The sequence below is a fragment of the Methylobacterium sp. J-090 genome, assembly GCF_022829345.1.
GTDB lineage: Bacteria > Pseudomonadota > Alphaproteobacteria > Rhizobiales > Beijerinckiaceae > Methylobacterium.
Window position 1 is genome coordinate 14,719 of record NZ_JAKSXV010000082.1, and the last position, 16,007, is coordinate 30,725.

Sequence of the window (16,007 nt, forward strand, 5' to 3'; positions counted from 1 at the left end):
GTGGGTCTGCCCGGCTCGTCAACTCGGGGGCATGCGGTCGCCAAGGGTCCCGAGTCGGGCAAGACGGATCGGCCCAGGCACGAACCCTGCCTTCCACGCCGGCATCGACCCACGCCGAAAATACATTATCTTCGCACCATCCCATCCCAGAGACCCCCATGCCCGATACACCCGTCTTCGCGACCGCCGCCGTGGCCGCGCCCCATCGGCTCGCGGCGCGCGCCGGCCAGCACGTCCTGGCGCAGGGCGGCAACGCCATCGAGGCCATGGCGGCCATGGCGGCGACCATCGCGGTGGTCTACCCGCACATGAACGGCATCGGCGGCGACGGGTTCTGGCTCGTGCGCGAGCGCGGGGGCCGTGTGCGCGGCATTGAGGCGTGCGGCCCGGCCGGCTCCCTCGCGACCATCGCGCGCTACCGGAGCAAGGGCTACGACGTGCTGCCGTCGCGCGGGGCCGACGCGGCGCTCACCGTCGCCGGCGCCATCGGCGGCTGGGCGCTGGCCCTCGACCTCGCCAAGGCGCTCGGCGGGCGCCTGCCCCTGGAGACCCTGCTGGCCGACGCGATCCGACATGCCCGCGACGGCGTCGCGGTCTCGCCCTCGGAGGCGCGCTACGTCCCGAAGGAGATCGACACCCTCCACGATCAGCCCAATTTCGCGAAAACCTTCCTCGACGACGGCAAACCCTACGCGGCGGGGGCCAACCGCCGCCTGCCGGCCCTGGCCGACACCCTGGCGCACCTGGCCCATGCCGGCCTCGACGATTTCTACCGCGGGGATCTGGGCCGCGAGATCGCCGCCGACCTCGCCGATCTCGGGTCCCCGGTGACCCGGGCCGATCTCGAAGCCTACGCCCCGCGCGAGCGAAAACCCCTGACCCTGCGCCGGCGCGACGCCACGCTCTACAACTTCCCGCCGCCGACCCAGGGCATCGCCGCCCTTCTGATCCTCGGGGTCTTCGACCGGCTCGCGATCACCCGGCCCGAGACGACGGCGCATTATCACGGGCTCATCGAGGCGACGAAGCGGGCCTTCGCCATCCGCGATTCCATCGTCACCGACTTCGACCGGCTCGCCGTCGATCCCGACAGCTTCCTCGATTCCGGCCGCCTCGACCGCGAGGCCGCCGCCATCGACATGCGCCGCGCCGCCACCCTGCCCCTGCGCAACCCCGGCGAGGGCGACACCGTGTGGATGGGGGCCATCGACAAGGATGGGCTCGCCGTCTCCTACATCCAGTCGATCTACTGGGAGTACGGCTCCGGCGTCGTGCTGCCGAAGACCGGCATCCACTGGCAGAACCGCGGCACGTCGTTCTCCCTCGACCCCAACGCCGTGAACCCCCTGGAGCCGGGCCGGCGCCCGTTCCACACCCTGATCCCGGCGCTGGCATGCTTCGACGACGGCCGGGTGATGGCCTACGGCTCCATGGGCGGCGACGGCCAGCCCCAGTTCCAGGCCCAGATCTTCGCCCGCTACGCCGATTATGGCCTGAGCCCCGCCGCCGCCGTCGATGCGCCGCGCCTGCTCTACGGCCGGACCTGGGGGGCCGAATCCCTCACCGTGAAGGTCGAGGACCGGTTCGATCCCGCCTGCATCGCCGCGCTCCGCTCCATGGGCCACGCGGTGGAGGAACTCGGCGGCGCCTACATCGATTCGCTCGGCCATGCCGGCATGCTGGTGCGCCACCCCGGCAACGGCCGTATCGAGGCGGTGCACGATCCGCGCTCGGACGGCGGGTCGGAAGGGCTGTAGAAGCCGGTCCGGCGATTCTCCTCGCGGCATAGGTCAAGAAGCACATGGCGGCATCCGATCTCACCCAGGGTGAGTACTGGAACGGCGATGCGGGCGCGCGCTGGGCGCGCCATCAGGCCACCTTCGATCGGGTGTTCACGCCGCTGACCGAGCGCCTGTTCGCGCGGGCCGCCCTCCGCCCCGGCGACGCCGTGCTCGATGTCGGCTGCGGCGCCGGTGCCACGACCCTGCGGGCCGCCGACGCCGTCGGCCCGTCCGGCCGCGTCACCGCCGCCGACGTCTCGGCGCCCCTGCTCGCCGTCACCGCGCGCCGGGCGCAGGCCCGGCCGCCGGGCGGCGCCCCCATCGCCCTGGTCGAGGCCGATGCGCAGACGCATCCGTTCACGGACGGCGCGTTCGCCCATCTGATCTCGCGCTTCGGGATCATGTTCTTCGACGATTCGACCGCCGCCTTCGCCAACCTCCACCGCGCCCTGCGGCCAGGGGGACGCCTCACGGTCCTGTGCTGGCGGCCCCTGGTGGAGAATGCCTGGATCGCCGAACCCCTCGGCCTCATCCGCGCCCTCGTGCCGGAGCCCGAGCCGACCCCGCCCGACGCGCCCGGCCCGTTCCGCTTCGCGGAAGCCGAACGGCTTCGCGCGGTCCTCGCCGCCGCCGGGTTCGGCGAGATCGGCTTCGAGACCGTGGACGAGGAACTGGTGCTCGGCCGCTCCGAGACCGGAAGCGCCCGCGCGGCGGCCGAGGCGGCGGCGGCCTTCGCCCTCGACCTCGGACCGGCCTCCCGCCTGGTGCGCGACCAGCCGCCCACGATCCGCGAGCGCGCCCTCGACCTGGTCCTGCGGGATTTCGAGGGCCGCGCCGTGGACGGGACGGTGCGCCTCGGCGCCGCCTGCTGGCTCGTCACCGCCACCCGCTAACATTTGGCACGGCGTATGCGTGAGGCGCTCCGGTTCAGGAGTGAATTATGGATACGACCGTTTCTCGCCACCGCTGGCTGCAACTCGGCCTCGGCCTCGTCGCCATGATGGCGATCTCCAGTCCGCAATACGTGTGGACCCTCTTCACCAAGCCGCTGATGGCGACGACGGGCGCGACGCTCGCCGCCATCCAGGTCACCTTCACCATCGTCATCGTGCTGCAGACGTTCTTCTCGCCGGTGCAGGGCTACCTCATCGAGCGGTTCAGCCCGAAGGTGATGATTGCGCTGGGCGCGGCCCTGTCGGGCCTCGGCTGGGTGCTCGCCGCCCGCATCGACAGCCTGTGGGGCCTCTACGCCACCTACGGCCTGTTCTGCGGCCTCGGCACCGGCATCGTCTACGTCGGCATCGTCGGGTTGATGGTGAAGTGGTTCCCCGACCGGCGCGGTTTCGCCGTCGGCGTGGTCGCGGCCGGCTACGGCATGGGCGCCCTGCTCACCACCTTCCCGATCACCAACATGATGGCCGCGTCCGGCTACCGCGAGACCCTCACCACCTTCGGCATCGCCCTCGCCATCGTCGGCGTCCTGGCGGCCCTGGGCCTGCGCGCCCCGCGTCCCGGCGAGGCCCTGCCGGCGCCGGCCCGCAACCTCTCCACCTGCGTCCACGACACGGCGCCGCGGGAGATGCTGCGCACGCCGCTGTTCTGGCTGATGTTCGTGATGATGACGATGATGTCCACGGGCGGCCTGATGGTGGTGGCGCAGTTCGCCTCCTTCGCCCGCGATTTCGGCGTCGCCGACGCCATCGTGTTCGGCTTCGCGGCCCTCCCCTTCGCGCTGACCTTCGACCGCATCACCAACGGCCTGACCCGCCCGTTCTTCGGCTGGGTCTCGGACCGGATCGGCCGTGAGAAGACCATGGCCATCGCCTTCGCGGCCGAAGCCGTCGCCATCGCGCTGATGCTGGTGTTCCGCGAGAACGCCTACGCCTTCGCCCTGCTGTCGGGCGTGGTGTTCTTCGCCTGGGGCGAGATCTTCTCGCTGTTCCCCTCGCTCCTCACCGACACCTTCGGCACCAAGCACGCCACGACGAATTACGGCTTCCTCTACATGGCGCAGGGCGTCGGCTCCCTGCTCGGCGGTCCCGTGGCGGCGATGATCTACGCCGCGCAGGGCTCGTGGATTCCCGTGTTCGGCATCGCCATCGGCCTCGACCTCGCCACGGCGGCCCTGGCCTGGTTCGTCCTGCGCCCCATGCGCCGCGAGTGGCTCGGGCTCGGCGGCGCACCGGTGCCGGCGGGCAAGACCGCCCTCGCCTGAGGCGCCCGCGGTCCCGAACGCGAACGTCGCGACCTGGAACGCAAGACGGCGGGGCGCCAAGCCCCGCCGTTCGTCGTTTCGCGTGCCGATGGCGTCGGGCTCAAAGTCCGAGCAGGGCGTGGGACGCACCGATGAGCGTGAAGGCCAGGCCGCCCACGAAGGCGGCGGCCATGGCGTAGGAAAAGCCTCTCCAGATCATGGAAACCGCCTCGACGGCCCGGCTCAGCAACGGTTGCCGCCGGCGGTCTGGCCGTACTGCTTGACCGGGAAGTTCTGCTGGTTGGCATTGCCCTCGGCGGCCGAGCTCACCGGACAGTTCAGGGGCGAGCGGGTCTGCGGGACGGCGTAGACCGTGCCGGTGGTCTCGATGTCGTTGGCGAACCCGGTGTAACGGGTCGGGCGATCGAAGGCCATCGCGGACGAGATCGAAGCAACGCCAAGGACGAAGGCGGCGGTGGCGGCGGCGATACGGGTCTTCATCATGGTCTCTCGGCTCCTGTAAAGGACAGATCGGCGATCCGGTCTGTCTCTCTTGCGTCTGATACTGATATAGGGTGCCGTTTGCCGACATGACGTGCCGCGCCGCACCCGGCGACGGGGATTAAGTGTTGCTCACGAAGCTCCCGCTGGGCCGTGGCGCTCGCGGCGAGACCCGGCTGTGGTCGGGCGTTTCGTGAGGCGCTCTCCAGAGCGACGGGCCTCGTGCCGAATCCGGTCGATCCGCTCGGGATGGCGGATCCGGGCTTCGCCCGGGCGCCGCGCGGGCTTGACTGATGCGGCCTCCGCCTCGAGCGCGCGGAGGCCGGATCAGGCGAGGGGCGTGAGGGCGGCCCCGGCCGGGGCGTCGGGCCAGCCCACGGCGTAGAGGGTCATGTCGCGGGTATCGCGGCACTCCGAGGGCCGCATCGCCGCGAGGGTCAGGCCCGATCGGATCGCGGGGCCGAGACACCGCAGGAAGGCGTCGGAGGCCGTGAGGGTCAGGTTCTCCGATTTCGCGCGGGCCTCGATCCGCGCCAGCGTGTTCATCGCCTCGCCCAGCACCGTGAACTCGGCCCGGTGGCCGTCGTCGAACACCCCGACCAGCACCTCGCCGCAATGGAGCGCCATGGTGATCCGCAGGATCGGGCGGCCCTCCCGGGCGCGCTCGTCGTTGAGGCGGGCGAGGCGTTCCGCGATGGCGCGGCTGCAGGCCAGGGCCGCATGGGCCTGGGCCTGCGGACGCCCGACGACGAACTGGGCCAGGATGCCGTCGCCGACATACTTGTCGAGGATGCCGCCATGCTCCGTCACCGCCACGTGGGTCAGGGCCCGGACGTCGAGGAGGGCGCGCACCACCTCCTCCTGCGCGTGGTCGCGGGTGAAGGCGGAGAATCCGCGCAGGTCGAGGGCGAACAGGCAGGCATGGCGCGACCGGACCGCCTCCAACCCCTCCCCCGCCCGGGCGAGTTCGCCGACCACGCGGGTGGGGACGAACCGTGCCAGGGTGCCGCGTTCGCGCTCCATCCGCAGCGCGGTGGTCACGGCCGAGCGCAGGCGCCGCACCCCGTCGATGACCACGAGGCTCGCGGCCATGAAGGTGAGCAGGCCCGGTACCTCCTCGTCGAGGGTGACGTGGGGCCCGAGGAGCGCGCTCTCCGGGTGCACGAAGGCGAGCACGATGGTGCCGCCCCAGGCGAGGCTGACGAGCCCGGCGAACACCGCCGTATGCCGGACCCGCATGCTGAGCCCGGTCTGGAGCAGGAGCAGGAAGGCGGGGAGCCGGCTCACCGCCGTGGCGGTCTCCTCCGTCGCCACCGCGCCGACCAGCATATGCTCGACCACGAGGAACAGCGCGACGCCCGCGTTCAAGAGCGTCGCGGTCCAGGCGAGCCATTCCGTCTCGGCCGATGCCTCCGGGTCGGTGCCGCCGTATTCCCGGCGCCGGCCGCGATGGGCCTCGCGCCAGTCGGCCAGCCCGAGGCAGACCGAGCATGTGGCGTAGACGACGAGCACGACCCAGTGGTTGGCCGTGTGGCTCGAGCCGTCGAACCCCTGGGCGGTGGCCAGCAGCACCAGGACGATGACGAGGTGGAGCACGAGGGAGCGGCGCCCCGAGGCGGTCTGGACCAGCCGCATGACGGTGGGGTCGCCTTGGGCCGGGCGGCGGGTGGGCAGGGGCATGGGGCTCCGGTCGCGAGGAAGGCGGGTCGGCCGGACTTAGGCCACACGGGGCCTGTCGCGCCAACGCTCCACGACGCCGCTGCCGAGGGCGACGCCGCGCGTCGACGGTGCCGGCGGACCTGTCATGAACGCGTTCAGGCCGACGGCCCATCCGCGACGGGCGCCCGGCGACACCTGGTCGCCGTTCAAGGATGCGTGACGTGTCACCTGCCTGCGGTCCGACGGACGGTCGTATCCGTAGCATGCTGCACCCGTCCGTGGCATGCTGCGCCCGAGGTTCTCGGCGAAAGAGATAAGGATGCCAGACGTCAATCTGGGGCCGCATTTCGAAGGGTTCGTACGGGAGCAGATCGAGCGGGGTCGCTTCCGGGACGCCAGCGAAGTCGTTCGCGCCGCCCTTCGCCTCCTGGAGAGCCGGGAGAGCTCCGCCGCTGCACGCCGGTCCGTCCTGCGGCAGGAGATCAACGCGGCGTTCGATGACCCGCGACCCGGAAGCCCCGCGAGCGAGGTCTTCGCTCGCCTGCGGGCCCATCATGCCGAACGGGTGAAAGCGGACGACCGTGGCGGTTGAAGTCCGCTTCAGGCCATCGGCCGAGACGGACCTCTTCGAACTCTATCGTCATATCGCCGAAGAAGCCGGCCTCTCGCGTGCGGGCGCCTACATCGATCGCATCGAGGCGGCATGTCTCGGGCTCGCGGATTTTCCCGAACGCGGTACGCGGCGTGACGATCTTCGCCCCGGCCTCCGCACCTTGGGCTTCGAACGGCGCGCGACGATCGTGTTTCAGATCGTCGGCGACAGGGTCGAGATCGGTCGCATTCTCTATGGCGGACGCGATCTCGACACGCTGCTGTCGGACGCGGAGTAGCCTTTGATTCGCACGACCGGCGAGCGGCGGGCACCTCTGTGACCCCCCGCCCGTCCCACCCTCACCGCGCGTTGCGGAACACCTGCAGGTCCAGGTCCCGCACCTTCTTGCGCAGGGTGTTGCGGTTGACCCCCAGGAGCTCGGCCGCGCGGATCTGGTTGCCGCGCGTGGCGGCGAGCGCGGCGCCGATGAGCGGGCCCTCGATCTCGCGCAGGATGCGGTGGTACAGGCCCGGCGGCGGCAGGGTGTCGCGGTAATTGCCGAAGTAATCGGCCAGATGCCGCTCCACGGCGCCCGACAGGGTCTCGCCCTCAGCCCCGCCCTTGCGCGGGGCGCCGTTGGCGGGCGCGCTCTGGGCGAGCGGCAGGGTGTCGAGCTCGGCCTCGATGACCGGGCCGGTGATGGTCTCCTGCGGATAGAGGGCGGCGAGACGCCGGACGAGGTTTTCGAGCTCGCGGACGTTGCCGGGCCAGCGGTAGCGCTTGAGCCGGTCCATGGCCTCGCCGTCGAGCTGCTTGCGGCTCAGGCCCTCGCGCTCGACGAGGACGAAGAAGTGTCGGATGAGGTCGGGCACGTCCTCCGCCCGTTCCCGCAGCGCCGGAAGCCGGAGCGGCACCACGTTGAGGCGGAAGAACAGGTCCTCGCGAAAGATTCCCTGCTGGATCGAGACGCGCAGGTCCTTGTTGGTCGCCGCGATGATGCGGACGTTGGTCTTGATCGGCACCCGGCCGCCGACGGTGGTGTACTCGCCCTGCTGCAGCACGCGCAGGAGCCGGGTCTGCGCCTCCATCGGCATGTCGCCGATCTCGTCGAGGAACAGGGTGCCGCCCTCGGCCTGCTCGAACCGGCCGGCCGAGCGCGACAGCGCCCCCGTGAAGGCGCCCTTCTCGTGGCCGAACAGCTCGGATTCGATGAGGTCGCGCGGGATCGCCGCCATGTTGACGGGCACGAAAGGCCCCGTGCGGCGGCGGCCGTAATCGTGCAGCGCGCGGGCGACCAGCTCCTTGCCGGTGCCGGATTCGCCGGTGATCATCACGGTGAGGTCGGTGGGCATGAGGCGGGCCAGCGCCCGGTAGATCTCCTGCATGGCGGGCGAGCGGCCGACGAGGGGGATGTCCTCGTTGCCCGGGTCCGCCCCGGGGGCCGGCGTGCCGCGCGGCCGCGACAGCGCCCGCCCGACGATGGCGATGAGTTCCTTCAGGTCGAAGGGTTTCGGCAGGTACTCGTAGGCCCCGCGCTCGGAGGCGCGGATCGCCGTCATGAAGGTGTTCTGCGCGCTCATGACGATGATCGGCAGTTCCGGCCGCACCCGCTTGATGCGGGGCAGCAGGTCGAAGACGTTCTCGTCGGGCATCACCACGTCGGTGATGACGAGGTCGCCCTCCCCTTCGGCGACCCAGCGCCAGAGGGTGGCGCAGTTGCCGGTGGTGCGGACCTCGTAGCCGGCCCGCGACAGCGCCTGGTTCAGAACGGTGCGGATGGCGGCGTCGTCGTCCGCGACGATGATGTGGCCGTTGGGCATGCAGCGACTCTACAGCTCCGCGCTCGACTCGCGCCCGTCACGGGCGCTCGACATGGGAAGAAGAAGGCGGAAGGTGGTGCGGCGCGGCGCGGGATCGCATTCGACGATGCCGCCGTGATCGCCGACGATCTTGGCCACCAAAGCAAGTCCCAGGCCGGAGCCCTGCGCTTTCGTGGTCACGAACGGATCGAACAGGTCCGGCAGCAGGTCGGCGGTGACGCCGGGTCCGTTGTCGCGCACCGCGACCTCGATGGGCAGGCTGACGCGCTCGCGCGAGCCCGGGATCTGCAGGCGCAGGCCCGTGCGGAAGGCCGTCGACAGGGTGATCTCGCCGTCCACCGTGTCGGCACCGATGGCCTCGGAGGCGTTCTTCACGAGGTTGAGGATCACCTGGATGAGCTGGTCGCGGTTGCCGAGCACCGGCGGCAGGGACGGGTCGTAGGTCTCGACGAAGCGGATGTGGCGGGCAAAGCCCGACTGGGCCGAGCGCTTCACCTGGTCGAGCACGCCGTGGACGTTGACGGCGGTGCGCTCCACCGGGCGCTCGTCGCCGAACAGCTCCATGCGCTCGACGATGCGGACGATCCGGTCGGACTCGTCGCAGATGAGCCGGGTGAGGAGGCGGTCCTCGTCGTTGGCGGATTGCTCGAGGAGCTGGGCGGCGCCCCGGATGCCGGCGAGCGGGTTCTTGATCTCGTGGGCCAGCATGGCGCCGAGCGCCACCATGGAGCGCGCGGCGCCCCGATGGGTGAGCTGGCGGTTCATCTTGTCGGCGATGGTGCGTTCCTGCAGCATGAGCACCACGGCCTCGCCGTCGTCGCCCAGCGGCGTCGCGAACACGTCGACGCTGCGCTCCTGGCCCGAGCGCGGGTGCACGAGCTCGACCCCGTACTCGCTGACGCTGGCGCGGCGGCGGCGCACCTCCGTCACCAGGGCGCTGATGGGCGAGGCGAACGGGATGATGTCGGCGAGACGCCGCCGCCGCATGAGCCGGGCGGAGTGGTCGAAGAACGATTCCCCGGCATGGTTCACGTGCAGGATGCGGTCGTCCACCCCGATGGTGAGCACCGGCAGCGGCAGGGCGTTGATCACCGCCTCGCTGGTGGGGCCCGCGACGGTCGGGCCGCCGGACTCGTCGGGGCCGGTCATGCCGCCTTCTCCATCGCTGCGCCCATCGTCGCCCCGTCGAAGGCCGAAGCCAGCAGGGCGATGACCAGGGCCGGATCCGTGGTCGTGAGGAGCCGCGTGCGCCGGTCCGCCGAAAGGCCGCCGCCGGCCTCGGCATAGGCGGCGAGGTGCTTGCGGGCGTGGCGCACGCCCATGCGGGCACCGTAGAGGGCGAGCAGCCCCTCGTAATGCGCGATGGCCAGCGCCGCCTTGTCGGCGCCCGTGAGCACCGGGGCCTCCCGGCCGGCGAGCCCGGCCGCGATCGCGCCGACGAGCCAGGGCCGGCCCACGGCGGCGCGCCCGATCATCACGCCGGCGGCCCCCGAGCGCGCGAGGCAGGTCCGGGCCTCGTCGAGGGTGGTGACGTCGCCGTTGGCGATCACCGGGATCGACACCGCCTCGACGACGGCGCGGATGGCGCCCCAATCGGCGCTGTCCTTGTAGAATTGCTGGCGGGTGCGGCCGTGGACGGTGACGGCACTGAGCCCAAGTCCCTGCGCCCGCCGCGCGAGGTCGGCGGCGTTGAGGCTGGCATGGTCCCAGCCCAGGCGCATCTTCACCGTGACGGGGATGGTCACGGCCGCGCGCACGGCGGCGAGGATGCGGGTGGCGCCGTCCAGGTCGCGCATGAGGGCGGAGCCGGCAGCCCCCCCGGTCACGGCCTTGGCCGGGCAGCCCATGTTGACGTCGATGACGTCGGCGCCGTTCTCCTCGGCGAGACGGGCGGCCAGCCCCATGGGCTCCGGCGCGCAGCCGGCGAGCTGGACCACGTGGGGCGCGATGCCGCCGCCCTCGGCGCGCAGGGTCGCCTCGACGCTGCCGCGCGTGAACTCGGCCGCCGCCACCATCTCGGAGACGACGGCGCTGGCGCCGCAGGCCCGGGCGATCCGGCGCATGTGCACGTCGGTGACGCCCGAGAGCGGCGCCAGAAGCACGGGCACCGGTCGGCCCGCACCATCGGGCGCCGTCGGATCGGGCGAGCGCAGAACGCTCAAATAATCATCATGGATCATTGTGCTCAAGGAATAGACAAAACCGCGACGCACGCAAGCGCTCCCGGCGATTTGATTTCAGGCCATGCCCCGCTTAAACGCAGGGCTCGTTCAAACTAGACAACCCACGCGCGGGAGCGTTTTCATGTCGGGCACCGCGTTCGAGGCGGCGGCGGTGGTGGTCGCGGCCGGTCGCGGCATCCGCATCGGCGGCGACGTGCCCAAGCAGTACCGCCGGGTCGGCGGCCAGGCGGTGCTGACGCGGACCCTGGCGGCGCTCGCCGCGCACGACGCCATCACGTCCATCCAGCCGGTGATCGCGGCGGACGCGCGAGACTTTTATCACGAATGCGTCGCCGATCTCGCCGTCGCCGTTCGCGAAAAACTCCGCGCGCCGGTCTCGGGCGGGGCCACGCGCCAGCTCTCCGTCCGCGCCGGCCTCGAAGCCCTGTCGGATTCCGCGCCCGACCTCGTCCTCGTCCACGACGCCGCCCGCCCGCATGTCGACACCGCCCTCATCGACCGGGCGCTGGCCGCCGGGCGCGACTACGGCGCGGCCGTGCCGGGCCTGCCCGTCACCGACACCATCAAGCGCGTCGAGGCCATCGCGCCGGGCATCGGCCGGGTGGTCGAGACGCCGGCCCGCGAGTTCCTGCGCGCGGTGCAGACGCCCCAGGCCTTCGCCTTCCGGCTGCTGCTCGACGCCCACCGGGCGGCGGGTGCCGAGGGGCTCGACGGCTTCACCGACGATGGGGCGCTCGCCGAATGGGCCGGGCTCCCCGTGGTGGTGTTCGAGGGCGACCCGCGCAACCGCAAGATCACCCAGCCCTCCGACCTCATCGACGCCGACCGCGATTTTTCCGGGTCCGCCTCCACCTGAGTCGGGTCGCGTCGGCCGCTCTCACGAAACCTGCTCAGCCTGGAGCCCCCATGACCACCTACCTCACCCGCCTCGGCACCGGCTTCGACGTGCACGCCTTCACGGAGGGCGACCACGTCTGGCTCGGCGGCATCAGGATCCCGGCCGACCAGGGCGTGCTTGCCCATTCGGACGGCGACGTGGCGCTCCACGCCCTCACCGACGCCCTGCTCGGCGCCATCGCCGACGGCGACATCGGCACCCACTTCCCGCCCTCCGACGAGCAGTGGCGCGGCGCCTCGTCCGACCGCTTCCTGGCGCATGCCTGCGAGCTCGTGCGGGCGCGCGGCGGCAAGATCGACCACCTCGACATCACCGTGCTGGCCGAGGCCCCGCGCATCGGCGCCCACCGCGAGGCGATCCGCGCCCGCATCGCCGAGATCGCGAACGTGCCGCTCACCTCCGTCTCCATCAAGGCGACCACCACGGAGAAGCTCGGTTTCGTCGGCCGCGCCGAGGGGCTCGCCGCCCAGGCCGCCGCCACCGTGCGCCTGCCGGAGATCGGCGCCGATGTCGCCACCGCCTCCGAGACCGCCGAGCGCCGCGCGTGATCGACGATCCCGCCCTCCTCGCCCGGGCGGAGGCGCTCGTCGCCGCCTACGCGGCGGCGGGGCGAAGGATCGCCACGGCGGAATCCTGCACCGGCGGCCTCGTCGCCGGCCTGCTCACCGCCGTGCCGGGCTCCTCGGCGGTGCTGGAGCGCGGGTTCGTCACCTATTCGAACGCGGCGAAATCCGAATCCCTCGGCGTGCCGGCCGCTCTCGTCGACGCCCATGGTGCGGTGAGCGAGGCGACGGCTCGCGCCATGGCGGAGGGCGCGCTCGGTCATTCCCACGCGGAGGTCGCCGTGGCGATCACCGGCATCGCCGGCCCGGGCGGCGGCAGCGCGGACAAGCCCGTGGGGCTGGTGCATTTCGGTCTGGCCGTGACGGGCGGGCCTACCCGCCACCTGGAGCGACGCTACGGCGATCTTGGCCGGGGGGAGATCCGGCGCCTCGCCGTGGGGGATGCGCTGGGGTTGCTGGAGCAGGTTGTCGGCAGGTCGCCAGGGCATTGACCGGCGTCCGGTGTTCTGTCCGCCGACGGGCGGAACGAACGTCGGACGCGGGACGATAACGGCAGCCTCGCTCGAAATGGCGGACGGCGCGCCCGTCGCCCGTCATCCGCGCCGGCATCGAGGTCGTCCCGGCCCCGCCGATCCCAAGACGCCTCTCGACATCGGAACCGCCATGCTCAAGCGCCCCAAGGTCGTCGCCTTCGACATCATCGGCACCGTGTTCAGCATGGAGCCGATGCGGCCCGCGCTGGTCGCGTTGGGCCTGCCGCCGCTCGCCCTGGACTTCCTCTATACGGCCGGCCTTCGGGATACCTTCGCCCTTGCCGCGACGAACACCTTCGCCCCCTTCCAGTCCGTGTTGTCGGGCTGCCTCGACGAGGCCCTCGCCATGCACGGGCTCGATGTCTCCCCGGAGCGGAAGCGGGCCGTTCTCGAGATGATGAAGACCCTTCCCCCGCACGCGGACGCCAAGGCCGCATTCCAGGTTCTCGCCGACGCCGGCATCCGGATCTTCGCGTTGAGCAACGGCGCGGCCAGCACCACCCGGGGACTGCTCGCCGCGGCCGGCATGGATGGCCTCGTCGAGCAGGTCCTCTCCGTCGAGGACGTGAAGCTCTCGAAGCCGCGGGCCGAGGTCTACCTCTACGCCGTCCAGGCGGCCAGGGTCGCCCCGGGCGAGATGGCCCTGATCGCGACCCATCCCTGGGACCTTCACGGCGCCAAGGCCGCCGGCCTCATGGCGGGCTACGTCGCCCGTGGTCTGCCGTACGCCCGCGCATTGCGGGCGCCGGATCTGACCGGGAAGACCCTGTTGGACGTCGCCTCGGAGGTGGTGCGGATCTAGTCGTTCGCGTCCGGCATTCGGTGTCCGTCCCCGAGAGTCCGGGGCGGATCGGATGCGGATTGCCGGACCGGCTCACGGACGTGAGTCGACCCATCGCCTGCGCGCGCCTCGCTTGCGAATCACCGCGCGCCATGCTCAATACGCCTCCCGGTTGTTCTCGAGCCGATGGGGAGGTTGCATGCGTATCGTTTCGATCCCCGTCCGGGCCGGTGCACGCCGCTTCGGCTGCCAGATCTGACGCACGCCGCGCGCCCGAGGGCGCCCCGCTTCCGTCCTTCGCCGCTTTCCTGATCGACCCTGTCCGCCGCCGGCCCTGCGCCGTGCCGCGGCCCCCGGAACGGCGCGTGCCCCGCGTCGCGAGGTCCCCATGAAACCTGTTCGTCCCCGGCGCGCGAACGCCTATCGCGGCGTCCTCGCCTTCGTGTTCCGCCAGTGGCGCGCCAAGCTCCGCCTCGTCGCCGGCCTCGTCACGGCGATCACCTGCGCCACCCTCGCGGACGTCTTTCTGCCGCTCTATGCCGGGCGGCTCGTCGATGCCCTGGCGGGGGCCGACCGCGACGCGGCGCTCGCGGCGGCGCTGCCGGCCTTCGCCGCCATGGCGGCCCTCGGGGTCGCCCATATCGGCCTGCGCCACGTCGCCTGGGCGCTGGTGGTGCCGCTCACCCTCGGCATGATGGCGGACGTGGCGCGGGCCGGCTTCCACCGGGTCCAGCGCCTGTCCACGGACTGGCACGCCAACAGCTTCTCCGGCTCGACGGTCCGCAAGATCTCGCGCGGCATGTGGGCCCTCGACGGGCTCAACGATACCCTGCTCCTCGCCCTGCTTCCCTCCGGGGTGGTGCTGCTGGGCACCATGGTGCTGCTGGGCGTCCACTGGCCCGCCATGGGCGTGGTGATCGGGCTCGGCACGCTCGTGTACGTGGGCGCCACCGTCCTGCTCGCCACGCGGGTGATCGCACCGGCGGCGCAGCTCTCCAACGGCTGGGACACCAAGCTCGGCGGCACCCTGTCGGACGCCATCGGCAACAACGCCGTGGTCAAGGCCTTCGGCGCCGAGGGCCGGGAGGACGCGCGGCTCGCAAGCATCCTGGGCAAGTGGCACAAGCGCACCCGCCGCACCTGGATGCGGGTGACCTGGAGCGTCACGGGCCAGCTCGGCCTGCTGCTGGCGCTGCGCACCGCCATCGTCGGCGTCGCCCTGTGGCTGTGGTGGACCCGCGCCGCCACGCCCGGCGACGTCGCCTACGTGCTCACCACCTACTTCGTGGTCCACGGCTACCTCGGCGACATCGGCCAGCACATCAACCACCTCCAGCGGGCGGTGAACGAGATGGAGGAACTCGTCGCCCTCGACGCCGAGCCCTACGGCGTCGCCGACCGTCCGGGGGCGACGATTCTGGCGGTGACGGGCGGGGCGATTCGCTTCGAGGCGGTGACCTTCCACTATGCCGGGCACGCCACGCCGCTCTACCGCGACCTCTCGGTGACGATTCCGGCCGGGCAGCGGGTCGGGCTGGTCGGCCATTCGGGCTCGGGCAAGACCACCTTCGTCAAGCTGGTGCAGCGGCTCTACGACGTCACCGGCGGACAGGTCCGCATCGACGGCACCGACATCGCCGGCGTCACCCAGGCCTCCTTGCGCGAAAACATCGCCATCGTCCCGCAGGAGCCGGTGCTGTTCCACCGCTCGCTCGCCGAGAACATCGCGTATGCGCGGCCCGGTGCCTCCGCCGACGCGATCGAGCAGGCGGCGCGCCTCGCCAACGCCCACGACTTCATCGCCCGCCTGCCCCGGGGCTACGGCACCCTGGTGGGCGAGCGCGGGGTCAAGCTGTCGGGCGGCGAGCGCCAGCGGGTGGCGCTCGCCCGCGCGTTCCTCGCCGACGCGCCGATCCTGATCCTCGACGAGGCGACCTCGAGCCTCGATTCGGAATCGGAGGCGCTGATCCAGCAGGCGATGGAGCGGCTCATGCGCGGGCGCACGGCGATTCTCATCGCCCACCGGCTCTCCACCGTGCGGACCCTCGACCGCATCCTGGTGTTCGACCACGGCCGCATCGTGGAGGACGGCACCCACGCGGTCCTGATCCGGCGGCCTTCGGGGCGGTACCGCGCCCTGTTCGAGATCCAGTCGGCGGTGGCCCTGGGCGCATGAGGACCCGCAACCTGCTGTTCGTGTGCAGCCGCAACCGTCTGCGCAGTCCCACCGCCGAACAGGTCTCCGCCGGCCGAAGCGATTGCGTCGTCGCCTCGGCCGGCACCGACCACGATGCCGACGAGCCGGTGACGGCGGCGTGGCTCGCCTAGGCCGACATCGTCTTCGTGATGGAGCGCAAGCACAGGACCAAGCTCCGGCGCCGGTACGGAGCGGCGCTGAAGTCGGCACGCCTGATCTGCCTCGAGATCGCGGACGAATACGGGTTCATGGACCCCGAGCTGGTGCGGTTGCTCGAATCCAGGGTGACGCCGCACCTGCGCTGA

Annotated in this window: 13 protein-coding genes and 2 pseudogenes; 10 read left to right on the plus strand and 5 right to left on the minus strand. The window is 71.6% G+C overall.

From position 1 onward, the window contains the following. The first annotated feature begins 158 nt into the window (after positions 1-158). Genes MKK49_RS13260 through oxlT form a run of 3 tightly spaced genes read left to right on the plus strand, consistent with a single transcriptional unit; the run spans position 159 to position 3,996 of the window. Positions 159-1,757 (plus strand): gamma-glutamyltransferase family protein, encoded by a 1,599-nt coding sequence (locus MKK49_RS13260; protein WP_244029108.1) that lies wholly within the window; start codon positions 159-161, stop codon positions 1,755-1,757. Between the two features lie 44 nt (positions 1,758-1,801). Next, entirely contained in the window at positions 1,802-2,674 is an 873-nt protein-coding gene (locus MKK49_RS13265; RefSeq protein ID WP_244029110.1) for a class I SAM-dependent methyltransferase, read from the plus strand. A 47-nt stretch (positions 2,675-2,721) separates the two neighbouring features. Beyond that, positions 2,722-3,996: an oxalate/formate MFS antiporter gene (oxlT, locus tag MKK49_RS13270; RefSeq protein ID WP_244029113.1), complete on the plus strand. Its 1,275-nt coding sequence runs from the start codon at positions 2,722-2,724 to the stop codon at positions 3,994-3,996. 222 nt (positions 3,997-4,218) lie between these two features. On the opposite strand, the gene MKK49_RS13275 is transcribed toward oxlT, so the two are convergent. Beyond that, a complete protein-coding gene (locus tag MKK49_RS13275; protein ID WP_244029460.1) occupies positions 4,219-4,476 on the minus strand; it encodes a hypothetical protein in 258 nt (85 codons plus the stop codon). 327 nt (positions 4,477-4,803) lie between these two features. After that, a complete protein-coding gene (locus MKK49_RS13280; protein WP_244029115.1) occupies positions 4,804-6,156 on the minus strand; it encodes an adenylate/guanylate cyclase domain-containing protein in 1,353 nt (450 codons plus the stop codon). Between the two features lie 298 nt (positions 6,157-6,454). Here MKK49_RS13280 and MKK49_RS13285 point away from each other — a divergent pair, with 298 nt between their 5' ends. After that, positions 6,455-6,727, plus strand: a complete 273-nt coding sequence (locus MKK49_RS13285) for a type II toxin-antitoxin system ParD family antitoxin (RefSeq protein WP_244029117.1) — start codon at positions 6,455-6,457, stop codon at positions 6,725-6,727. Next, positions 6,717-7,025, plus strand: coding sequence for a type II toxin-antitoxin system RelE/ParE family toxin (locus MKK49_RS13290; RefSeq protein ID WP_244029119.1), 309 nt, complete (start codon positions 6,717-6,719; stop codon positions 7,023-7,025). The genes MKK49_RS13285 and MKK49_RS13290 overlap by 11 nt, the downstream gene beginning before the upstream one ends. Positions 7,026-7,086: 61 nt before the next feature. Here the strand turns inward: MKK49_RS13290 and ntrC are convergent, their stop codons facing one another. Genes ntrC through dusB form a run of 3 tightly spaced genes read right to left on the minus strand, consistent with a single transcriptional unit; the run spans position 7,087 to position 10,727 of the window. Then, positions 7,087-8,547 (minus strand): nitrogen regulation protein NR(I), encoded by a 1,461-nt coding sequence (gene ntrC, locus MKK49_RS13295; protein WP_244029121.1) that lies wholly within the window; start codon positions 8,545-8,547, stop codon positions 7,087-7,089. A gap of 9 nt (positions 8,548-8,556) precedes the next feature. Continuing rightward, entirely contained in the window at positions 8,557-9,696 is a 1,140-nt protein-coding gene (locus MKK49_RS13300; RefSeq protein WP_244029123.1) for a two-component system sensor histidine kinase NtrB, read from the minus strand. Then, the gene (gene dusB / locus MKK49_RS13305) at positions 9,693-10,727 is read right to left on the minus strand and encodes a tRNA dihydrouridine synthase DusB (protein WP_244029125.1); all 1,035 of its coding nucleotides are present in this window, start codon (positions 10,725-10,727) and stop codon (positions 9,693-9,695) included. Before dusB ends, MKK49_RS13300 begins: the two co-directional genes overlap by 4 nt. A gap of 124 nt (positions 10,728-10,851) precedes the next feature. Here dusB and MKK49_RS24660 point away from each other — a divergent pair. The 5 genes and pseudogenes from MKK49_RS24660 (at position 10,852) to MKK49_RS13335 (ending at position 16,007) form a co-directional block, all read left to right on the plus strand. After that, positions 10,852-12,176 (plus strand): annotated as a pseudogene (locus tag MKK49_RS24660) (bifunctional 2-C-methyl-D-erythritol 4-phosphate cytidylyltransferase/2-C-methyl-D-erythritol 2,4-cyclodiphosphate synthase). Beyond that, a complete protein-coding gene (locus MKK49_RS13320) occupies positions 12,173-12,682 on the plus strand; it encodes a CinA family protein (RefSeq protein WP_244029131.1) in 510 nt (169 codons plus the stop codon). The pseudogene MKK49_RS24660 and the gene MKK49_RS13320 overlap by 4 nt, the downstream one beginning before the upstream one ends. Positions 12,683-12,854: 172 nt before the next feature. Further along, positions 12,855-13,526, plus strand: a complete 672-nt coding sequence (locus tag MKK49_RS13325) for a haloacid dehalogenase type II (RefSeq protein ID WP_244029133.1) — start codon at positions 12,855-12,857, stop codon at positions 13,524-13,526. A 367-nt stretch (positions 13,527-13,893) separates the two neighbouring features. Beyond that, positions 13,894-15,681 (plus strand): ABC transporter ATP-binding protein, encoded by a 1,788-nt coding sequence (locus MKK49_RS13330; RefSeq protein ID WP_244029135.1) that lies wholly within the window; start codon positions 13,894-13,896, stop codon positions 15,679-15,681. Next, a pseudogene (locus tag MKK49_RS13335) lies at positions 15,678-16,007 on the plus strand (low molecular weight protein tyrosine phosphatase family protein). Before MKK49_RS13330 ends, MKK49_RS13335 begins: the two are co-directional and overlap by 4 nt.